Annotated in this window: 16 protein-coding genes and 1 pseudogene; 8 read left to right on the top strand and 9 right to left on the bottom strand. The window is 37.7% G+C overall.

Going from position 1 to position 21,489, the window contains the following annotated elements; genetic code table 11:
• Positions 1-11: 11 nt before the first annotated feature.
• The 6 genes from AC0IWE_RS24525 (at position 12) to AC0IWE_RS24550 (ending at position 7,227) form a co-directional block, all read left to right on the top strand.
• On the top strand, positions 12-1,763 hold the full coding sequence (locus tag AC0IWE_RS24525) for a cellulase family glycosylhydrolase (protein ID WP_471795116.1): 1,752 nt from the start codon (positions 12-14) through the stop codon (positions 1,761-1,763).
• Between the two features lie 13 nt (positions 1,764-1,776).
• Entirely contained in the window at positions 1,777-2,583 is an 807-nt protein-coding gene (locus AC0IWE_RS24530) for a multiheme c-type cytochrome (protein ID WP_471795117.1), read from the top strand.
• Positions 2,519-2,974 carry a hypothetical protein gene (locus tag AC0IWE_RS24535; RefSeq protein ID WP_471795118.1) on the top strand — a complete coding sequence of 152 codons (456 nt, stop codon included), beginning with the start codon at positions 2,519-2,521 and terminating at the stop codon, positions 2,972-2,974. Before AC0IWE_RS24530 ends, AC0IWE_RS24535 begins: the two co-directional genes overlap by 65 nt.
• Positions 2,975-3,071: 97 nt before the next feature.
• The gene (locus tag AC0IWE_RS24540) at positions 3,072-5,396 is read left to right on the top strand and encodes a TonB-dependent receptor (protein WP_471795119.1); all 2,325 of its coding nucleotides are present in this window, start codon (positions 3,072-3,074) and stop codon (positions 5,394-5,396) included.
• A gap of 4 nt (positions 5,397-5,400) precedes the next feature.
• The gene (locus tag AC0IWE_RS24545) at positions 5,401-6,210 is read left to right on the top strand and encodes a DUF4249 domain-containing protein (protein ID WP_471795120.1); all 810 of its coding nucleotides are present in this window, start codon (positions 5,401-5,403) and stop codon (positions 6,208-6,210) included.
• A gap of 138 nt (positions 6,211-6,348) precedes the next feature.
• The gene (locus AC0IWE_RS24550) at positions 6,349-7,227 is read left to right on the top strand and encodes a 2-hydroxyacid dehydrogenase (RefSeq protein WP_471795121.1); all 879 of its coding nucleotides are present in this window, start codon (positions 6,349-6,351) and stop codon (positions 7,225-7,227) included.
• A 1,173-nt stretch (positions 7,228-8,400) separates the two neighbouring features.
• Here AC0IWE_RS24550 and AC0IWE_RS24555 read toward each other — a convergent pair.
• From AC0IWE_RS24555 to mutL, 9 genes and pseudogenes are all read right to left on the bottom strand, one after another.
• Positions 8,401-9,972: a hypothetical protein gene (locus AC0IWE_RS24555; protein ID WP_471795122.1), complete on the bottom strand. Its 1,572-nt coding sequence runs from the start codon at positions 9,970-9,972 to the stop codon at positions 8,401-8,403.
• The gene (locus AC0IWE_RS24560) at positions 9,959-10,441 is read right to left on the bottom strand and encodes a hypothetical protein (RefSeq protein WP_471795123.1); all 483 of its coding nucleotides are present in this window, start codon (positions 10,439-10,441) and stop codon (positions 9,959-9,961) included. The genes AC0IWE_RS24555 and AC0IWE_RS24560 overlap by 14 nt, the downstream gene beginning before the upstream one ends.
• Complete coding sequence (locus AC0IWE_RS24565; protein WP_471795124.1) at positions 10,428-11,129, bottom strand: hypothetical protein; 702 nt, start codon at positions 11,127-11,129, stop codon at positions 10,428-10,430. The genes AC0IWE_RS24560 and AC0IWE_RS24565 overlap by 14 nt, the downstream gene beginning before the upstream one ends.
• Positions 11,130-11,540: 411 nt before the next feature.
• Entirely contained in the window at positions 11,541-12,173 is a 633-nt protein-coding gene (locus AC0IWE_RS24570; protein ID WP_055903146.1) for an NAD(P)H-dependent oxidoreductase, read from the bottom strand.
• Between the two features lie 578 nt (positions 12,174-12,751).
• Positions 12,752-13,864, bottom strand: a complete 1,113-nt coding sequence (locus tag AC0IWE_RS24575; RefSeq protein ID WP_471795125.1) for an endonuclease/exonuclease/phosphatase family protein — start codon at positions 13,862-13,864, stop codon at positions 12,752-12,754.
• Positions 13,864-14,718: a rhomboid family intramembrane serine protease gene (locus AC0IWE_RS24580; protein WP_471795126.1), complete on the bottom strand. Its 855-nt coding sequence runs from the start codon at positions 14,716-14,718 to the stop codon at positions 13,864-13,866. Before AC0IWE_RS24580 ends, AC0IWE_RS24575 begins: the two co-directional genes overlap by 1 nt.
• Positions 14,711-14,935 carry a rhomboid family intramembrane serine protease gene (locus tag AC0IWE_RS24585; RefSeq protein ID WP_471795127.1) on the bottom strand — a complete coding sequence of 75 codons (225 nt, stop codon included), beginning with the start codon at positions 14,933-14,935 and terminating at the stop codon, positions 14,711-14,713. The genes AC0IWE_RS24580 and AC0IWE_RS24585 overlap by 8 nt, the downstream gene beginning before the upstream one ends.
• A complete protein-coding gene (locus AC0IWE_RS24590; protein ID WP_471795128.1) occupies positions 14,851-15,441 on the bottom strand; it encodes a rhomboid family intramembrane serine protease in 591 nt (196 codons plus the stop codon). Before AC0IWE_RS24590 ends, AC0IWE_RS24585 begins: the two co-directional genes overlap by 85 nt.
• 261 nt (positions 15,442-15,702) lie before the next feature.
• A pseudogene (mutL, locus tag AC0IWE_RS24595) lies at positions 15,703-17,472 on the bottom strand (DNA mismatch repair endonuclease MutL); the annotation flags it as partial.
• A gap of 662 nt (positions 17,473-18,134) precedes the next feature.
• Between mutL and AC0IWE_RS24600 the strand changes: the two are divergent.
• Both AC0IWE_RS24600 and AC0IWE_RS24605 read left to right on the top strand, forming a co-directional pair.
• The gene (locus AC0IWE_RS24600; protein WP_471795129.1) at positions 18,135-19,769 is read left to right on the top strand and encodes an amidohydrolase; all 1,635 of its coding nucleotides are present in this window, start codon (positions 18,135-18,137) and stop codon (positions 19,767-19,769) included.
• Entirely contained in the window at positions 19,756-21,474 is a 1,719-nt protein-coding gene (locus AC0IWE_RS24605; RefSeq protein WP_471795130.1) for a serine hydrolase domain-containing protein, read from the top strand. The genes AC0IWE_RS24600 and AC0IWE_RS24605 overlap by 14 nt, the downstream gene beginning before the upstream one ends.
• Positions 21,475-21,489 lie beyond the last annotated feature (15 nt).

A 21,489-nucleotide genomic window follows, 5' to 3' on the forward strand; every position in this document is an offset into this window, starting at 1 on the left:
ACCTAAATTTTATGTCTTTTATAAAATCAATAATATATACTTTTTTGCTCAGCGCCATTTCGTTTACAGGGTTTTGTCAGGGATTTTTAGAGGCCGATGGCAAAAAAATAGTCAATGAAAAAGGAGAGAATGTTTTGCTCCGTGGTTTTGGTTTAGGAGGATGGATGTTGCAAGAAGGCTATATGCTCAAAATTAATAAAGAGGCGCAGCAATACAGAATCCGCGAAAGGATAGAAGAACTAATGGGGCCAAAGCAAACGCAGGAGTTTTACGATGCCTGGCTAGCTAACCACATGCGCAAAATTGATGTAGATTCGATGAAACGCTGGGGGTTTAATTCCATCCGATTGCCCATGCACTATAATTTATATACATTAGCGGCTGACAAAGAACCTGTTGCAGGCAAAAATACCTGGCTCGATAAGGGTTTTGCCTTAACCGATAGCTTGTTGGCCTGGTGTAAAGCGAATAAAATGTACCTCATTTTGGACCTGCATGCCGCACCTGGCGGACAAGGCAACGATTTAAATATAGCAGACCGCGATCCTTCAAAACCGTATTTATGGGATAGTGAAGCCAATCAGCAAAAAACGATTGCCCTATGGAAAAAACTGGCAGAACGGTATAAAAATGAACCTTACATTGGCGCATATGATATTCTGAACGAACCCAATTATGGTTTCTCAAACCCTGAAGAAGATAAAAATGGCACGAAAGAAAAAGTAAATGCACCATTGCGGAAACTGATGGTTGAAATTACCAAAGCCATTCGCGAGGTTGATCAAAAACACATCATTATCATCGAAGGAAATGGCTGGGGCAATAATTATAATGGTGTTTTCCCGCTTTGGGATAAAAATATGGTTTTAAGTTTCCACAAATATTGGAATTATAACGATCAGGCTTCCATTGCACATATTATCAAAGCCAGAGATGAGCAAAATGTTCCGGTTTGGCTGGGCGAAACAGGCGAAAATTCTAACGTTTGGTTTACTGATGCCATTAGCCTTTTAGAAAAAAATAACATTGGCTGGTCTTGGTGGCCATTAAAAAAGATCGGCAGCAATAACCCTATGGAGATTAAATCGAACCCCAATTATGATGCTTTGGTGAAATACCTAAATAATGGAGGCAACAAACCTAAAGATAGCAATGTGTACAGTGGCTTAATGGAACTTGCTATTTATTCGCGGTTAGAGAATACCATTATTCACCATGATGTAATTGATGCGATGATCCGCCAGCCTTTTAGTAACGGAACCAAACCCTTTAAAGCCAATTTAATTAAAAATAAAAGCATTGTTTATGCGGTAGATTACGATCTTGGTAGAAATGGTTTTGCTTATTCTGACACCGATACTGCCGATTACCATACTTCAACAGGGAAACGTACTGCCGGAAACCGTGGCCGCATTTACCGTAATGATGGGGTAGATATTGCAAAAGATTCAGCACAGTACGAAAAGTATTATGTAAACCATATCGAAAAAGGAGAGTGGTTACAATACACGGTAAATGTTGCACAAAAAGGAACTTACACACTTAAAATTAATACAGCAGCAGATCATGCTACAGGCAAAATAACCATTGCAATTGATGGCAATACTATAGCGAAAGATATTGCTGTACCCAATACCGGCGATAGTAAGAAGTTTGCAACTTTTGAACTTAAAAATATCGCCTTAAAAGCAGGAAAGCAAAAAATAAAGGTGCTGGCAGAGGTTGGAGGCTATAATTTTAGTTATATTCAATTTATAAAGTAATAAAACACATCTAGTGAAAGGCGCGAAACGTATCCTGTTTATTTTAGGGGCTCTTGCTGTTGTAATCGTAATCCTTTCGCGATGTATGAATGCTGCGGATAAATTACCACCGGATATTAGAGGCGAAGCCTATGCCGGAGCAGCTACATGCGTAAAATGCCATAAAGATTTAACGCAGTCTTTTGCGCACAATGCACATGGTTTAACATCTAAACCCGTTGTTGATGCTGCCTTATTGAAAATTTTTTCACCCGATTCTAACCGCTTTTTATTTGATGAACATCAAAAAGTAGTTATAGAGAAAAGAGATAGTGGCATTTTTCAGGTAGCTTATCAAAATAACAAAGCAGTACGTGCCCAAAAATTCGATATTCAATTCGGATCTGGCGAAAAAGCGTATACCTATGGTTATTGGATTGGGAATAAGTTATACGAATTACCATTATCTTATTTCTCTGCTATCCAGAACTGGGCCATTAGTCCGGGCTTTCCTAAAAATACATTTTACTACGATAGGGCAATTACAAGCCGCTGTTTGGAGTGCCATGCCTCTTATGTAGATGTAATAATCAAGCAGGAGTCTGCTTTTTCCAAAGAAGAAGAAATGGAAAAAGGATCTGTAATTTATGGAATAGATTGTGAGCGTTGCCACGGCCCGGGTAAACAACATGTGGTATTTCATATGGAAAACCCGGGAGAAAAGACGGCAAAATTCATCAGCATTTTTAAAACACTTTCCCGCAAGCAAAAAATGGATGTTTGCGGGAGTATGCCATTCAGGCAATACTTTGGTGGCACAACGATCGGTATTTGTTTTTAAACCTGGCGATGACCTGGATGCCTATTATTCGCAGGATTTTGTTGGTTTTGGTGGTGGCGGTATCGATGTACATGGTAACCAGAGTGCCATGTTAAAGGGGAGTAACTGTTATCAGAAAAGTGAAACCATGACCTGCCAATCGTGCCACAGCACACACGAAAATATTAAAGGCAATTTGGCAATTTACTCGCAACGTTGCATCAACTGCCATCAAACAACCAGGCATAGCAAGGCTACCCTTGCAAAAGGATCACTCACCAGCAATTGCATTGATTGCCATATGCCCAAAGAATCTTCAAAATTAATCAGTTTTCAGCAGGCCGGTAAAGATCATTTAAGTGCTTATATGTTGCGCTCACACCATATTGCAATTTATCCCGTTATAAAGTAAATAAACCCGTTTGTATGAAGAAATTGCCCATTATCTGTTAAAAGGGCTTGGAATTCGTACATTTGGTTTCGACCTTATAAATTAGATAGTAGCCAATATGCTCATAAAACACTACTTAGCGTTATTTTTTCTCGTCTTCATCACATCTGCTACTTTTGCTCAAAATAAATTTACCCTCAGTGGTACCATCCGTGATGCCAGCTCGGGCGAAACGCTGATTGGTGCAACGGTAAAAATTATTGGAGCATCTACAGCAGCAACTTTAACCAATAATTACGGGTATTTTGCCTTAACCCAACCAGAAGGAACTTATACTGTTACAGTAAGTTATACAGGCTATGCAGCTATTGTTAAAACCATTGATTTAAATAAAGATACCAAGCTTAACGAAGAATTAAAAAGTGCAATCGATTTGGCCGAGGTAACGGTAAATGCAAATAACCGTAAAAATGAAAATGTTAAAAGTGCACAAATGGGGTTGGAGCGGATTGATATGAAGTCGCTAAACTCCATTCCCGTATTATTGGGCGAAAAGGATATTTTAAAAACCATTCAGCTGCTGCCTGGTGTAAAATCAGGCGGCGAGGGCAATACCGGATTTTATGTACGTGGTGGTGCTGCCGATCAGAATTTAATTATTTTGGATGAAGCAGTGGTTTACAATTCCTCGCACTTGCTTGGCTTTTTTTCAACCTTTAATGCTGATGCAATTAAAGATGTAAGCTTGTACAAAGGCGGTATGCCTGCACAATATGGTGGTCGTTTATCATCTGTTTTAGATGTAAAAATGGATGATGGCAACAATAAGGAATTTAAATTTCAGGGCGGGATCGGATTAATTGCCTCGCGCATAAAGGCAGAAGGACCGATTGTTAAAGACAGAGGCTCTTTTATGGTGAGTTTCCGCAGAACGTATATCGACTTGTTTTTGAGATCGTCGCCCGATTCGTCTGTAAACGGCAGTACCTTAAATTTTTATGATATCAATGCTAAGGCGAATTATAAAGTCAATGATAAAAATACCATTTATATTTCTGGCTATTTTGGCAAGGATAACATTGGTGTTAAAGATCTGTTCGAAAACAATTGGGGCAATGTAACCACCACCATCAGGTTAAATCATATTTTTAGCGACCGTTTATTTTCCAATACATCATTAATTTATAATAACTACAATTATACCGTAAGGTTGTTAAATGATGCCACTAACTTTAAAGCAACCTCATTGGTTAGGGATTTTAACTTTAAAGAAGATTTTCAGTATTTCAGCAATAAACACACCTTAAGGTTTGGTATAAATGCCACACAACACCGCATTTCGCCTATAGATATTGATAGCGATGAAGCATCGCAGGTTAATTCACTTACACAAGAAAGGCGTTACGGAATAGAATCTGCTGCTTACATTTCAGATGAATGGGCGGTAAACGAACATTTAAACTTTTTATATGGTGTGCGCCTGGCTGCTTTTTCTTTAATGGGCCCAGGTAATTTTAGTACCTACGATGCGGATGGAAATACCCTATCGACCGAAAATGTAGCCAAAGGAAAATTCCATAAAAACTACTTTAACCTCGAGCCCCGTTTTTCTGTAAGTTATCTCTTTAATGAAGAAAATTCAATCAAAGCTTCTTATAACCGCAATACGCAAAATGTACACATTTTAACCAATGCAACATCAAGCTCACCAACCGATCAATATGTTTTAAGCAGTACGAATATAAAGCCCGAAATTGCCGATCAGGTTGCTTTGGGTTATTTTAAAAATATTCAGGATAACAATTATGAGCTTTCGGGTGAGATTTATTATAAATGGCTTCAAAACCAGATTGATTACAAAAATGCAGCAGAATTATTGGCCAATTCGAATGTAGAATCCGAACTTTTATACGGAGTAGGCAGGGCTTATGGCTTAGAGCTATTTTTTAAAAAGAAATTTGGAAAACTGAACGGTTGGGTAGGTTATACCTTATCGCGTACCGAACGTAAATTTACAGAACTTAATAATGGTAATTATTTTCCGGCAAGGCAGGATAGGACCCATGATATTTCAGTAGTGGGTATTTACAACATGACTAAACGCTGGACTTTCTCTTCAAGTTTTATATACAGCACCGGTAATGCAGTAACCTATCCCGCAGGTAAATACAGCATTGGTGGTCAAATGGCCTATTATTATACCGAAAGAAATGCAGGCCGTATGCCTTATAACATGCGTTTAGATGTAAGTGCAACTTTAGAAGGCAAACCAGGTAAAAAATATCAATCGAGCTGGAATTTCGGTATTTATAATGTTTTGGCCAGAAAAAACCCTTATTCCATTGAGTTTATTACCGATCCGGATAATCCGGGTAAAACTGCTGCTCAGCAAACCTCATTGTTTGGCCTTATTCCTTCAATTACCTGGAACTTTAAATTTTAAGCGCATGAAAAAACTGATTATATATCTATCGCTGATTACCTTATGTTTAACATCTTGCAAGAAAATTATCTCTATTGATACCGAAAATGCCGATCCACAGATTGTTATCGAAGGCAAGATTAATGATCAACTGATCGATCAGCAGATTAAGATCAGCAAAACCATCGGCTATACAGAAGCAAACGTTTTTCCAAAAGTTTCGGGGGCAAGTGTTACCGTAACGGATAATAAAGGGAATAATTATGTTTTTAAAGAAGGTGCAATAGCCGGTACTTATATCAACAGAATGCGTGGAGTTCCAGGTGTTACCTACAATTTAAATGTTACTTCAGAAGGACAAACTTATACTGCAAGTTCGAAAATGCCGAACGTGGTAAAAGTGGATTCTATTGGAGTGATTAAGAACTTTTTCTTTGGCAGGGAACGTAAAACTGCCGCAGTATTTTTGAAAGATCCGGTTAACGAAACCAATTTTTATCACTTTAACCTTTATGTAAATGATATTTTATCAGAACGTTTTTACGTTAATAACGATCGTTTAACAAATGGGAATGAACTTAGAATTCAATTGTTTTTTAAACCGCCAACTAACGATCATGATAGCGACGAGCTAAATTCTAATGATAAGATAAAGATAGAAATGGAATGTATTGATACCAACATATTTGATTATTGGTATGCGCTGAGTCAGCAATCTAACCGTGGGCCAAACCAGGGCACTACACCAGCCAATCCAACTTCAAACATTTCCAATAATGCACTGGGCTATTTTAGCGCAAATACCTATCAGGTATTAACAGCAACAGTTAAATAATTGCGTATTTAGTAATTATAATTGATTAAAACACCCAGGATTTTTTACTGTTAATTAAAATATGAAAGTATTTATAAGTGGCAATATTGCTTCAGTTGGCATACAGGAACTCGAAGAAAACAACATTTCGATTACCCAATGGAAAGAAACAGGCAGATTACTGCCGAAGAACTTGTAGAGGCCTGCCAGGATCAGGATGGATTGATCAGTGTAGGGCCGAATAAAATTAATGCCCAATTTCTTGAAGCCTGCAGTCACTTAAAAGTTATCGCTTTACACTCTGTTGGTTACGATCAGGTTGATGTAGCGGCTGCGAAACGATTAAATATTCCAATAGGCAATACTCCGGGTGTTTTAAGCGGTGCCACTGCCGATACAGCTTTTTTATTAATGCTTGCCGCATCGCGAAAAGCTTTTTACGCCCACAAAAAAATTATTAATGGTGAATGGAAAAACTATGAGCCAACTCCCGAATTGGGGATAGAAATAAATGGCAAAACCCTTGGTATTTTTGGTTTAGGGAAAATTGGTTTGGAGATGGCCAAAAAATGCATCGGTGCCTATCAAATGCAGGTAATTTACCACAACCGCTCGCGTAACGAAGAAGCTGAAAAAGAAATTGGTGCCACGTATATTTCGTTTGAAGAACTTTTGGCACAAAGTGATGTGCTTTCTATCCACACCGCACTCACACCAGAAACTAAAGATAAATTTACACTTGATGTTTTTAAACAGATGAAACCCAATTCAATTTTCATTAATACAGCAAGGGGCGGCATACATAACGAAAAGGATTTGATTAAGGCACTTGAAGAAAAAATAATTTGGGGAGCAGGTTTGGATGTAACCAATCCGGAGCCAATGGATAAAAATAATCCATTACTGGCAATGGAAAGTGTTGCAGTATTACCACATATTGGTTCGGCCACTGAAGAAACAAGGGCAGCCATGGCGCAGATTATTGTAAAGAACGTTTTAGCTGGTTTAAAAGGAGAAAAGTTACCTTATGAGGTCTGAGTGGGGGATGAGTAGAGTTGTTGTTGGTTGAAGTTTAATGGGTAATGGTTGATGGTTAATAGTCCATGGTATAATGGCCAGGGTTCATCATTTGCATAAACTAAATTGGTTAATAATCAACGGTATATGGGCCAGGGTTATGAATTAACCCATACCAAATTGATAACTATTCCTCTGGGTTGATAACTTTAGCTATTAACTATCAACCATTGACTATTCTATTTAACACAAATTGGTTAATAGTCAATGGTAATAATGGCCAGGGTTGATTAACTGCGTAGACCAAATTTGTTAATGGTCTAAGCTATAATAGCCAGGAATCAGTTTAGTAGCATAATGGCCAGGTCCTATGAATTAACCCATACCAGATGATAACTATTCCTCTGGGTTGATAGCCTTAGCTATTAACTATCAACAATTGACTATTCTATTTAACACAAATTGGTTAATAGTCAATGGTAATAATGGCCCGGGTTGATTAACTGCGTATACCAAATTTATTAATGGTCTAAGCTATAATAGCCAGGAATCAGTCTAGTGGTATAATGGCCAGGGTTCATCAACTGCATCTACAAAATTGATAACTATTCCTCTCGGTTGATAACCTTAACTATTAACTATCGACTATCAACCATTGACTGTAAGCTATCCTACTTAACACAAATTGGTTAATAATTAACGGTTATGAATTAACCCATACCAGATTGGTAACTTATTCCTCTGGGTTGATAGCCTTAGCTATTAACTATCGACTATCAACCATCGACTATAAGCTATACTACTTAACACAAATAATCAAAGGTATAATGGCCAGGGTTCATCAACTGCATCTACAAAATTGATAACTTATTCCTCTCGGTTAATAACCTTAGCTAATAACTATCAACCATCAACCATTGACTATAAGCTATCCTACTTGACAAAAATTGATAAATGGTATAATGGCCAGGTCCTATGAATTAACCCATACCAAATTGATAATTTATTCCTCTCGGTTGATAACCTTAGCTATTAACTATCAACCATCGACTATAAGCTATACTACTTCTCAAATAATCAACGGCATAATGGCCCGGGTCTATAAATACCCCATACCAAATTGGTAACTTATTCCTCTCGGTTGATAACCTTTGCTATTAACCATCAACCATCAACCACCGACTATAAGCTATCCTACTTAACAAGATACTTAAATACCGATCTTCCTAAATTTCCGTTCGCATCAATTCCTTCAATAATTACTTTATACTGGCCTTTACCATCTGCATTATAATATTCGAAAGAAGCATTACCAGTTGCATCGGTTACAACTTTAGGGTTCCAATATATGGTGGTTCTTAAATCGTTGCGGTTCATACTCGCCGGAACATCGTATTTTGGAGAATAAAACTGTTTCTCTTTGTTATAACCTTGTGGTGAAAAAGTAAGCTCGTAATATTTCGGAAGCATATCCATTAACTGGGCTTTCGAAATTTTGGTTCCTTTAGGTGCTTTCTTCTGGTTAAATACAATTACACCATTTACGTTATTTGCTCGGTTTACCAAACCCAAATCATCTCTCAGGAAAACCTCAACAGATTCAAGCTGGTTAGCATCTAAGGTGTTAATCTGGTTAACATCCACATTCATGCCGTTGATGAAAATACCCATCGGCACTTTTTTACCCTGGTTGTAATCTCTGCTTACATAAAAGTTATTATCAGCAAAGGTTACGCCAGCAAGCATGCCCTGTAAACAGTTTATTAATAAACCACAACCTTTTAAACGGTCGCCAATAATTTCATGATCAGCTATTTGGCTCAGTCCACTTAATGCAGGGTAATCCTTATGGCTAACCTTTGGTACTACAGCTGCTTTAATATTTACATCTTTTAAAGTGTGTAAATAGGCATATTGTCTTTTACTGTTATCCAGGTAACTGGTTAAAGCACTGTCGATATTTAAAACTTCTTCAGCGGCACTAAAATTTCTTGTTAATGATGGAATCGGTGCACCATTTAAGCTCAAAGTCATGTTTTTATAATTCACATTATATTTCGCTGTAATGGTAACTTTAGAAGAATCATTAAATACCAGGTTCTGAAATTTAAAATTGCCAACAGGATCGGTGGTGCTTTCCAAATTAAAACGTTTATCGGGGATGGTTAACAATAAAGCGCCCTTTCTAACCGGAATCCCATTATTTTGACGTAAAATACCCGAAATTTCAATGCCTTGTTCAGGCAAAAAGTCGATTTTAGGCAATTTATTGGCAACAATATCTGTGTATTTAAAGCTGCGGTATCCCTGGGTAAGGAGCAGTACATCCAAATCAGCATTTTTCTTTGCATCAGGGGCATTAAAATAGTAGTTGGCCTTTTCGATATAGCCTTTAACATCGCTGCTTAACAACAAGCCTGTTAATATGGTACTGGTTGCATCTTCACTCGATGGAACTTTGGTTTCATCTACAACAGCTACCGAGAAACTACCTTCTACCGGGGCACCATCCTTTTTTGCAGCTACATTAATCTTTACTTTTTTCTTAATGCCATAAGTAGTAGCAGCACTGGTTAGGCTTACTGCCATGGTGTTTTTGTGTTGAACAAATGCCAGTCTTTCGCTCAATGGCTTGCCAAATTCATTGAATAAAGTAAACTGGGCAATTCCATTAGGAAATTTAGATTTAAGTACAGTGGTATTATATTCCTTGTTTGATAACGCAGTTTGTGCACCATAACATATAACACCCTTACTTTTGTGCAATCAGATAGAACTTTTTGCCTTGGTTTTGTTCAAAAAAAGCATCATTGGCCGCAATTTTTATAGCTACATTATCGGCATTGCTGTTATCGATGTTTATGGCAATACCATTGGCTGTAACTGCGGGTAAGTTATAATTTTGTGTGGTACCATCGGCATAAGTAACTGCGGCTTTATAAGTTTTGCCTGCCTCGGCAAGTAAATTAAAACTGCCCATACCTAAATGCTGAGCGGTAAAAGTTACCACCGTTTTACCATCACTATCGGTAATGGTTCCTTTTGAGCTGATGCCCAAACCATCACTTTTAATGGCCTTAAACGCTACCTTATTGGTTAAACCTGCAATTATACTTCCACCCTCTGGAAAAAACTGAAAATCTTTGCTTAAAATGGCATTTTTAAGTTGAAAGCTACTGTTGGCTACATCTTTATCAGTAGTGTTGATGCTGGTAATTAACTCACCTTTTTGCAATTGATATTCTGCCTTTTGCGCATTGCCTCATAGCAATGGTTAAATAACCGTTTGCATCTGTTGTGCCCCTGCCTTTTGCAATTACCGTATAACTGGTAACCACCTGCCATGTTACACTTTTATTTGCATAAGGTTTATTGTTGGCATCTTTAAACTGAACCCTTGCATCAATCTTTTCAAGTTTATCAGTAGATGTATTTTTATACGTAATATGCGTTTTTACTTCCTTATCAATGGCTTCTCCTACATAAAACGTTTTGTTAAAGTAGGCAGGATCTTCACTATTAAGCATCCACAAGGTATAGGCCCTAATGTGGTAATTGCCTTGTTTGTAATTTACCTGGTCTAAAGGGAAACTACCATAAGCGAAACCACCTGTTATAGGTAATTTTAAGGTTTGAATAAGGGAATCTTTCTGATTAATCACGTCAACATAAATGATTTTACTGATGCCGGATAAAAAATTCTGATTTTCGGTAACATAAGCTTTAAACCAAACAGTATCGGCCACAGCATAATAAGGTTTATCAAAATGGAGATAAATTTTTTCAGCCGGATAATCGCTTAAAACTTTATTGGTTTTGCTGATCAGCGAATTTATACTTATGGTATCGGTTTGTGCCGAAGATGAAAAACTTAGTGTGGATAAAAGTGACAGTATAACAAACGATAATCTAAAAATCTTCATGATTGGATATTAAATGCTAAGCCCGTAAATATATCCAATTATAAATAGAGCACATAAAATGTAGTGATGTTTAACATTTTTTTACAAATAATTGGTTCATTCCCGCATACCATCCTCCTGAACTTGTTTCAGGATTTAATATGAGATTGTTTGTTTAACTGATTAATCGTTTAAATCGGTTAACTGACTGCAAATTCCAGGTAAGTTTGATGGGCAACTGGTTCTTCGTTTAATATCGACCTCGTTTGTAACTGGGATAGGAGCGTTGCGATTTTATGATCATAAGAAAGCTTTTTGATTAGTGTATTCACATTGTAAATGTGATTCTCGTTGCAAACCACGACTATATTATTGCTATAAAACAAAACAGGCCACTAATAGCGGCCTGTTTTTAAATTATGATGTGTTTGCCTATTTAAACTCGATTAAGAATTCTTCTTTAGGTGAACGTACCTTTTTAAGGTTTGCCAACCAATCTCCGGCTTCGTCTCTGTAACCCAATGGCAATAAGGTTACGCTTTTTAAACCTTTTTTATCTAAACCTAAAAGTTCGTCTAAGGCTGGTCCGTTAAAGCCTTCCATTGGGGTAGCATCAACTTTTAAAACCGCTGCTTCTGCAATAGCAATCCCAAAACCAATATAAGCCTGGCGCGCAGCATGATTAAAGTTTTCTTCGGCAGATTTAGCTAAAAGCATTCCTTTTAACTGTGCTTTGTAAGCATCAGTAGTATCTAAAGGTAAGCCCCGCTCAGCATTCATTCTGTTAAAAACTTCATCAATTCCTTCTTCAGTATAATTTTCGATTGCGGCGAAAATCAACAAATGAGAAGAATCGATTACCTGCGATTGGTTATATGCAATCGGTGCAATTTTCTCTTTTAATTCCTGATTGGTTACCACAATAACTTTAAAAGGCTGTAAACCTGATGATGTTGGTGCCAAATGTGCTGCAGCAATGATTTTATCAACCTTTTCTTGTTCTACCGGTTTACCGTTCATTTTTTTAACGGCATAACGCCAGTTTAGGGCATCTATTAAACTCATATTTTTGAAGATTTTTTTTAAAATTTATAAGGCAAATATGAACATAAGCCTCAAACCTATTGTTGATGTATGGTAAGAAAAAAAAAGCTAGTAATTTGGTCGACTTTTTCATGCTCGATTAATGCCATGATTCTTGTTACCCCCTTATTATAGTTTACTTGCCTGCTGTATTAGCCCTTGAAATAAAAGCATATTACTATTTATTGAGTTAGTAAATGAGCGGTTTGTGGTTCTTGGCGGTTTGCAGTCCCGCCATTCGCTATAGTCCGGATGAAGAATCCGGTGCTGCCGCTTCTGTCGGGTTTAGGAACAATGGTTCTTGCACCCTGCAACCTCACAAATGGAATACTAATGTCGGCCATCTAGCCCCGGTTGAAGCGATACCCTGCAGCAATGAGGTACGAGGAAGCGAAGCGTAAAAGCGCAAAACGGGAAGAAATTTAGTGTTTTGCATAGGCTTTGCGCTCCAAATGAAATTGATAGTTTTTAATCAGGAAATGAGCGGCTTGTGGTTATTTATCCTATCGGTTGGTGTCTCACCGACCGAAATAAGCCTATCAATTTTGTTTTTCAATTGTTTACGGTAAAAACCTTAAATCACTGCGTACAGGAAAATGATCAGATAATTTAGCTTGAGTAATTTTGTAATTGAGCACCTCTAAATCTTTTGATGTGGCAATATAATCGATCTGAAAATTAGGGAATTTGCCATTGTATGTTTTGCCAAATCCGTTGCCTTTTTTTATAAAACTATTGTTTAGTCCGGTAGTAATTTGTGTAACTACATAAGAAGCAGGGGTATCATTAAAATCGCCAGCAATAAGGTATGGGGTTTTACAGGTGGCCATTTCTTTTTTCATGATGTCTACCTGACCGCTCCGTTTTAAAAATGCACTTTTTAACATCCTCAAAATCCGCTTCGAAGGTTGCAATTCCGTATTCATTTCTTTCATCTTGTCCAGGTATTCGTAATCCTGTTTTTCGAAAGATATAGACTGAAAATGTACGTTATAAATTCTCAATGTTTTTCCCTTGATGTTCAGATCTGCATAAATACTCATGTTTCCGGGGAAACCTTCAACGAAAGGAATTTTACCCGAATCTTTAATTGGGTATTTAGAAAAAATGGCTAAACCAGTGGCTTCGTAATCATTTTTATTGGTGGGCACAAAGTAGTAATATTTTGTATTCAACAATGCTTTTAGGCTATCAACAGTATCGAAAGCACCTTTATAACGGGTAAAAAATTCCTGAAAACAGATGATATCCGGATTTTGATCTTTAACTACCTGGAGCATTTTCTCCTTTACCGATTCGGTATTGTCTTCGCCATATAGTTTAAAGCTATGCACATTGTAAGTCATCATTCTGATGCTGTTTTCGGCTTTTTCTGAAAGGCCTTCATCACCACCAACGGCAAAGGTAGCTTTTAAAGTTTTGGCACCGATAGCGATAACCAAAACAGTGGCAATAGCAAAAAGCCATTTTTTGCTTAAAAACCACCAAACCAAAAAGATAATATTAATGAATAATACAAAAGGGTAGGCCAAACCAAAAAAAGCAATCAAAGCATGTTTTCTTGGATCCATATTTCCTGCAAGTACACCCAAAAGCAAGGCAATTGCCAGTAAAACGGCAACGGGTAAAAGGAGTTTATCCAGGAAACTGTATTTCTTCTTCTTTGTGGCCATTAATCTTTGCTTGCCTTAAATAGTTTTTCTTTTTCCATTGCCGTTAGTTTATCATATCCTGAAGTAGATATTTTATCCAAAATGGCATCAATTTCCTGTTGAGAAACGCCGCCTTTAAATTCGGGTTTTTTAACGGGTTTTTCATTGCGGACTACTTTTAATTTTGGCTTCCTTTCAAAAATTTTGCTCCAGTCGCTCCCATTCTGTAAACGCTTAATAAAAACAAAACCCAGTAGTGCACCACCAATATGGGCTAAACTACCTCCTGCATTTACAGAACCGATTGAAATAAAATCAAGCACAAAATATACAATGGCAATCCATTTTATCTTTACTTCACCAAAGAAAAGCAACATAATGGTATAATTGGGAACCAAAGTTGCTGTTGCAAAAATAATGGCCATTACGGCTGCAGATGCACCTACAATGGTTACACCTTCTAAACCATTTGCGTAAAGCGGAAATATATTTAATGCAGCAACAGCAAATAAACCACCGAAAATACCACCTGCCAGGTATACGAAATGAAACTGGCGGCTTTTTAGGAAATTCATAAATATATTGCCAAACCAAAATAACCCCAGCATATTAAACAGGATGTGAAGAATCCCATCATGAATAAACATGTAGGTGAGTACCGTGTAAAAACGTTCCGGTAATTTAGAAATACTTGCGGGCAAACCTACATACTCCTTAACAAACGGACTAATCAAATCTCCTTTGCCACTTAGCAAGCTCAATACACTAATAACAGCAATTGCTAAAAACAGCATTACATTAACTCCAATGTAAAAGAACAATGGATTGCCAGATTGAAAAACCTTGTATTTTAAATCTTTGAAAGTATTATTCATAAAGGGTATAAAATGTATCGTTTTTATCTTTCCATATTTTAACAAGGATAAAGCCAATTAAAGCTCCACCAAGGTGGGCGTAATGTGCAATAGAATCGCCTTCAAACTGCGCAACACCTAAAGATAACTCCACTAAAATATAAATTGGGATAATATATTTTGCTTTAACCGGTACCGGAATAAACATAATATACAATTCAGCATTAGGATAAAGCATGCCAAAAGCAACCAATAAACCAAAAATGGCACCGATGCACCAACCATGCCACCAAAGTAAATACTGCGCAGTGTAATGGCCTGGGCCATTGAAAGCTGACTTGTGTTAAATTCGCCCCGAAATAATGCGGTTAGATCGATTTTTCCGTTATTGGTAACGCTACCGATTATCTGATGTACCTCATAAGCCTGTACCGCCCATTGCAATGCAAGTGCACCTAAACCGGTGATGAAGTAAAAAATAATAAATTTTTTTCCGCCCCATCTCGTTTCTAATAAGCTGCCAAAAGAATATAAGGCAAACATGTTAAAAAAGATATGTGCTATACCGCCATGCATAAACATATAGGTAATGGGTTGCCAAAACCTAAATTTTGGAGAATCAAAATAAAAAACCCCTAATAGATCATCCAAATGGAGATTAGTAAGCAAAAAAGTAGCAGCAAAAAATAGAACGTTAATGATCAGCAAGTTCTTTACTACTGGTGGAATATATATGTTATTCATTTAAATTTTAAAATTGATTAATCGGTTAATTGTTCAGTCGTGGTTAATTCTTTAAACTGGTTAATCGGTTAATTTTTCAAATTGGTTAGTCGGTACTAAACGCCTAACACCAAACGCTGAGCCTGATAAATTGTTTAAATTGATTAATCGACTCCAAACTCAACACCTAACTCTTCTCAAATTCTTTCTCTATCCAATTCGGCGAAAGTTATGGTTTGGATTAGTCGGCACCACCGCTCAATCGCTTTAACGTGAGGTTGATGTTTTGCAGGCAAAAAGCTCATCAATCAAGGTATTCATTTCCTCCTGCCCGAGGCTTGTACCTGCTTTAATGGCACTGTTTTTTGCTAAACTCCGGGCCAGACTATCACGTTTGCTCAATTTTAGTTCCTGTTGCGAGTTTTTAAAGCCCTCAATCAACTGTTCAAATAATTGGGTTTCGTTAATATTGCTGCTGCCTAAATCAACAGGAACACCCTCGACTACCAACGTATTTTTCCCAAATTCTCGTACATCAAAACCCAAACTTTTTATATCATCGCAATAGACTTTTTGCCAATAGTTCTTCAAAATCGTTGGCATTAAGTGTAATGGTTTGCGGAAACAAGCTCTGCTGTGATGCTCCTTTGCGATCATCCAGATGTACGAGAAAACGCTCATAAAGGATCCTGTCTTTCATGTGCCATTTGTGTGGTCGATAACCATCAAACCCGATTTGATTTGTGAAACAATATAGCGGTTATGCAACTGCATATATTGTTTTTGTTTGGTTTCTAAAACGCTTTCATCCGCATAAATAGAAGTTTGCTCTACAACAGGTTGTGCGGTGATATCATAAAGGGAGCCCCAGTTTTTGGCGCTCGGTTTTGCGTCATAATTTCGGGGTGAGGTAGCGTAACCGAGGTAGAACTGCTATCACTGGCGAATGGGTTAAAATCAGGATTAAAATTTATACTCGGCGGTACTATATCTTCAACCGCTTTGTGAGTAATCATGTTGCTAAAACCTGTTTCCTGGTCAAAATCTAAGGTTGGCGAAATATTGTAACGGCCAATTGAACGTTTTACCGCCGATTTCATAATGGCATAAATGGATTTTTCATCCAGATATTTTATCTCCGTTTTTGTAGGATGTACATTTACATCAATTTTTGAAGGATCAATCTCGATAAACAACACATATAGCGGATAACTGTCATCGGGCAACAATTCTTCAAAAGCAGAACTTACTGCGTGGTTTAAATAGGGATCTTTTATAAAACGGTTGTTAACAAAAAAGAACTGTTCGCCCCTGGTTTTTTTTGCAAAAGCAGGTTTGCCAATATATCCTTTTAGGTTTATAATGGTCGTTTCTTCTTCAACGGGCACTAAACGTTCATTGTAATTGTTGCCAAAAAGGTGAACAATCCGCTGTTTTAAATTGCCTTTTGGCAGATTAAATATTTCCACGCCATCGTGATGCAAACTAAAAAACACATTTGGATGTGCCAATGCAACCCGTTGAAATTCATCCAGAATGTGACGCATTTCTACCGGGTTACTTTTAAGAAAATTCCTTCGGGCGGGTGTATTGAAAAATAAGTTTTTAATCGAAATTTGAGTTCCGGCAGAGGTTGCTACCGGTTCCTGGTTGATAACCTGGGCACCTTCAATAGAAATACAGGTGCCAATTTCATCTTCATGCCTGCGGGTTTTCATTTCTGACCTGCGAAATTGCTGCGATAGAAGCCATGGCCTCACCACGGAAACCCATTGTGCGTATGGCAAATAAATCTTCCGCCTTTTTAACTTTAGAAGTGGCGTGGCGTTCAAAGCACATTCTGGCATCGGTAACACTCATGCCACAGCCATTATCAATAATCTGAATCAGTGCCTTTCCCGCATCTTTTACTACCAGTTGAATTTTGTCTGCGCCAGCATCTATTGAGTTTTCAAGCAATTCTTTAACTGCAGAAGCAGGTCGTTGAACAACTTCTCCAGCAGCAATTTGATTAGCAACGGCATCAGGCAATAAGTGAATAATATCAGTCATGTATTAAGGCAAAGTGAATTCGCTAAATTATGCAAAATAAGCTTAAAGAACCGGATTTGTTTAAAACTCAACAGATAAATGACTGTAGGTAAATAGAATGAATTGCTTAGCAGGCTTTTTTATTTAAATTGTTATCCTGGAGCAAGACTCAATTGATTTTAAAGGATGAAAATATTTTCTATGCACCGTTAATCCATTAACAGTTTTATGAAGATTCGTCTTCCTGAACTTGTTTCAGGATCTATTAAAAAATATTATTGAAATTGGCAGGGTACAGAAATGATTTGTACTGTTCTGTGGCGACACAAACTACGGATTAAGTGCATCATAGAATCAAAATCTGTCAAAGATTCGTCCTCCTGAACTTGTTTCAGAATCTATTAAAAATTATTGAAATTGGCATGATACAGAAATGATAAGTACTGATTTGCCGCCACACAGACCACGGAGATGACATCACAATTTAAATCTGTGTTTATCCGTGTACATCTGTGGTTAAAAATATTGCTGAGAAATCTTAACAGAAGCCTAAAGCTATAAATTAAACTATGCACGAGCCAATAATCCGTCAATTCCGTATTTCCATGGCAAACTATTTCGCAATCTCTCTGTAAAACCGAATTTACAAAAGCAAATGCATTCAATTTTCTATCTTTATCGATATGAAAACCACTTTATATAGTCTCTTTCTGGCTTTACTATTTACTTCTTGTGCCAAAAAAGAAGAAGTTGATGTAATTGTTTACAATGCTAAAGTATATACCGTAAATAGCAATTTCGATACAGTTGAAGCCTTCGCGGTAAATAACGGGAAGATATTGTTGTTGGGTAGCAGCGATGAAATTAAAGGGAAATACAAAGGAAGAGAAGAAATTAATGCCGAAGGTAAAGCAGTTTATCCTGGTTTTATTGATGCACATGCGCACTTTTATGGTTACGGACAAAGTTTACAAACCGCCGATTTACGAGAAACAAAATCTTGGGAAGAAGTCATCAATCGCTTAACTGATTTCGCTAAAACACATCCCGAAGGCTGGCTAATTGGTAACGGTTGGGATCAGAACGATTGGGATGACAAAGCTTTTCCTACAAATGATAAACTTACAGCACTTTTTCCCGGTCGCCCGGTGTTTCTAAACCGTATCGATGGTCATGCCGCAATTGCCAACCAAAAAGCACTGGATGATGCAGGCATCAAAGGCCCACAGAAACTGGTAGGTGGCGATATGCTAACGCAAAATGGAAAGTTAACAGGTGTTTTAATCGATAATGCAGTAGGCTTGGTAGAGCGTAAAATTCCTTCGCCAAATGCTAAACAGGCGGAGAAAATATTTGTTGATGCACAAAAAAATTGTTTCGCTGCAGGCCTAACCACTATTGATGATTGCGGATTAAGTTACCTGGCAGTAGAGTTTATTGAAAAACTTCAGAAAGAAAAAAAGCTTAAAATGAGGCTTTATGTAATGCTATCTGATGAACCTGATAATTATAAATACCTATTTAGTCGCGGCCCGATAAAAACCGACAGGCTAAATGTCCGTTCATTTAAAGTTTATGCCGATGGTGCATTAGGATCCCGCGGGGCATGTTTGTTGCATCCATATAGCGATATGCCCGGTAAAACAGGTTTTCTGCTCAGCAATCAAAAGCACTTCGAAGAAGTGGCCGAAAAAATTGCAGCAAACCACTTTCAAATGTGTACCCATGCCATTGGCGATTCGGCCAACAGGGTAATCCTGAATATTTACAATAAAATTTTAAAAGGTAAAAACGATCAGCGGTGGCGGATTGAGCATGCACAAGTGGTAAATAAAAACGACTTTAATCTTTTCGGGAAAGCAAACATTGTACCTTCTGTGCAACCTACACATGCTACTTCTGATTTGTATTGGGCCGGACAGCGTTTAGGTGCCGAAAGGTTGAAAAGTGCTTATGCCTACAAACAATTATTGAAGCAGAACGGTTGGATTCCTTTAGGTACCGATTTTCCGGTCGAAAACATTAATCCATTATTAACGTTTTATGCAGCAACGGTGAGAGAAGATGCAAAAGGTTATCCAAAAGGAGGTTTTCAGATGGAAAATGCTTTAACACCAGAGGAAGCTTTACGCGGAATGACGATTTGGGCGGCAAAAGCCAATTTTGAAGAACAAGAAAAAGGAAGTCTGGAAGAAGGTAAACTGGCCGACTTTGTAATTCTCGATCAGGACATTTTAAAATCAACACCACAAAACATATTAAAAACCAAAGTTTTAAAAACCTATCTGAACGGAGAAAAAGTATATGAAGCGAAATAGATTGTATATCCTGGCTGTAGCAACCTGCTGCAATGTTTTATGTTTAATGGCCTGCGCACAGGAGCATACAGCGAATGAGAAAAAACTCACCCTTGCCAATGCCATATCTGGTACAACTGTATTGTTGAATAACCAGGATGCAATTATCCCTGTAAAATCGCTCGATAAAAAAAATATTGCTGCTGTAAGTTTGAGCTTCGCATATAGTTCAGTATTTGATAGTTTGGCCAATAAATACGATAAAATCACCTCGTTTTCTGCCGATTCTTATAAGGATAGTATAAACCTGAACGATTTAGAAGATGACCTTAAATATTTTAATACCATTTTAATTACAATCGACGATCAGAACATAAATAAGCCCAAATACATGAATTTTATTAACAGCATCAGCAAAAATAAACAGGTTATCATTTCCTTTTTTGGCAACGGACCAGGTTTAAAATCTTTTGATCTGATAAAATCGCCAATCGTGTGGACGGCTCAAAACAATGCTGATGCGGCGGCAATTGTTCCACAATATATTTTTGGAGGTATAGCTGCTGTAAACAAGTTAACCACTGCGTACTCTGCGCGTTATACCATGGGCTCTGGTTATGTAACCACTGCTACGCGATTGAAATATACCGTACCAGAAGATGCTGGCTTAAACTCAAATAATTTAAAAGAAATTGATGCCATTGCTTCAGAAGCAATCAGTCAGAAAGCTACCCCAGGGCTGGTGGTTTTAGTGGCTAAAGATGGAAAAGTAATTTTTAACAAGGCCTATGGTACACATACCTATGATACCAATGTACCAGATAAAGTAACTGATATTTTCGATCTGGCTTCGGTTACAAAGGTAACAGCTACCACACCAGCGGTAATGCGTTTGTTTGAAGAAGGTAAATTAAAACTCGACACCAATATTGGTGCTTACATTCCAAAAGCGCGTACCACACCAATGAGCAATATCCAGGTGCGTGAAGTAATGTTGCACCAGGCGGGCTTTATCCCTTACATTCCTTTTCATGATTATGTGAAAACTGGCGATTACAGCAGAGATTCATCAGCAGCTTTCCCTACCAAAGTGGCTGATAACTATTATATTAAAAAAGGCTTTTTTAAGGATTTTATGTGGCCTAAAATGCTTAATTCTCCTATAAGAACGCGGGGCAAATATGTATACAGCGACATCAGTATGTATGTGATGAAAGATATTGTTGAGCACATTAGCGAAGAGCCTTTAAATCAGTATGCTTACGAAAATTTCTACAAACCCCTGGGGATGCAGACTGCAGGGTTTTTGCCACGTAACCGTTTTAAGCCAGAACAGATTATCCCGACAGAAGATGACAAGTATTTCAGAAAAACGTTATTAGTTGGCTACGTTCATGATCAGGGCGCGGCATTAGCTGGTGGCGTATCCGGACATGCGGGTTTGTTTGCCAGTGCCAACGATCTTGCCATCATATATCAGATGCTTTTAAACCGTGGCAGTTATGGAGGAGTGGAGTATTTTAAAAATACAACAGTTGATATGTTTACTTCAAAACAATCGAATGTGAGCAGGAGAGGCTTAGGTTTCGACCGCTGGGATCCTGATAGTACCAAACACTATCCGTCAGAACTGGCTTCACCACAAACCTATGGCCATACAGGGTACACCGGAACCTGGTGTTTGGGTAGATCCATCGCGTGGGTTGGTGTATGTATTTTTATCTAACCGTGTTAACCCCAC

The organism is Pedobacter sp. AC402 (assembly GCF_979252805.1).

Bases quoted from the DNA above. Each gene is read 5' to 3' on its own strand.
- AC0IWE_RS24600 (WP_471795129.1), top strand. From the start codon at position 18,135: ATGAAAACCACTTTATATAGTCTCTTTCTGGCTTTACTATTTACTTCT.
- AC0IWE_RS24580 (WP_471795126.1), bottom strand. From the start codon at position 14,718: ATGAATAATACTTTCAAAGATTTAAAATACAAGGTTTTTCAATCTGGC.
- AC0IWE_RS24545 (WP_471795120.1), top strand. From the start codon at position 5,401: ATGAAAAAACTGATTATATATCTATCGCTGATTACCTTATGTTTAACA.
- AC0IWE_RS24575 (WP_471795125.1), bottom strand. From the start codon at position 13,864: ATGGCCACAAAGAAGAAGAAATACAGTTTCCTGGATAAACTCCTTTTA.
- AC0IWE_RS24605 (WP_471795130.1), top strand. From the start codon at position 19,756: ATGAAGCGAAATAGATTGTATATCCTGGCTGTAGCAACCTGCTGCAAT.
- AC0IWE_RS24590 (WP_471795128.1), bottom strand. From the start codon at position 15,441: ATGAATAACATATATATTCCACCAGTAGTAAAGAACTTGCTGATCATT.
- AC0IWE_RS24570 (WP_055903146.1), bottom strand. From the start codon at position 12,173: ATGAGTTTAATAGATGCCCTAAACTGGCGTTATGCCGTTAAAAAAATG.
- AC0IWE_RS24565 (WP_471795124.1), bottom strand. From the start codon at position 11,129: ATGAAGATTTTTAGATTATCGTTTGTTATACTGTCACTTTTATCCACA.
- AC0IWE_RS24550 (WP_471795121.1), top strand. From the start codon at position 6,349: ATGGAAAGAAACAGGCAGATTACTGCCGAAGAACTTGTAGAGGCCTGC.
- AC0IWE_RS24540 (WP_471795119.1), top strand. From the start codon at position 3,072: ATGCTCATAAAACACTACTTAGCGTTATTTTTTCTCGTCTTCATCACA.
- AC0IWE_RS24535 (WP_471795118.1), top strand. From the start codon at position 2,519: ATGTTTGCGGGAGTATGCCATTCAGGCAATACTTTGGTGGCACAACGA.
- AC0IWE_RS24585 (WP_471795127.1), bottom strand. From the start codon at position 14,935: ATGCTTTATCCTAATGCTGAATTGTATATTATGTTTATTCCGGTACCG.
- AC0IWE_RS24525 (WP_471795116.1), top strand. From the start codon at position 12: ATGTCTTTTATAAAATCAATAATATATACTTTTTTGCTCAGCGCCATT.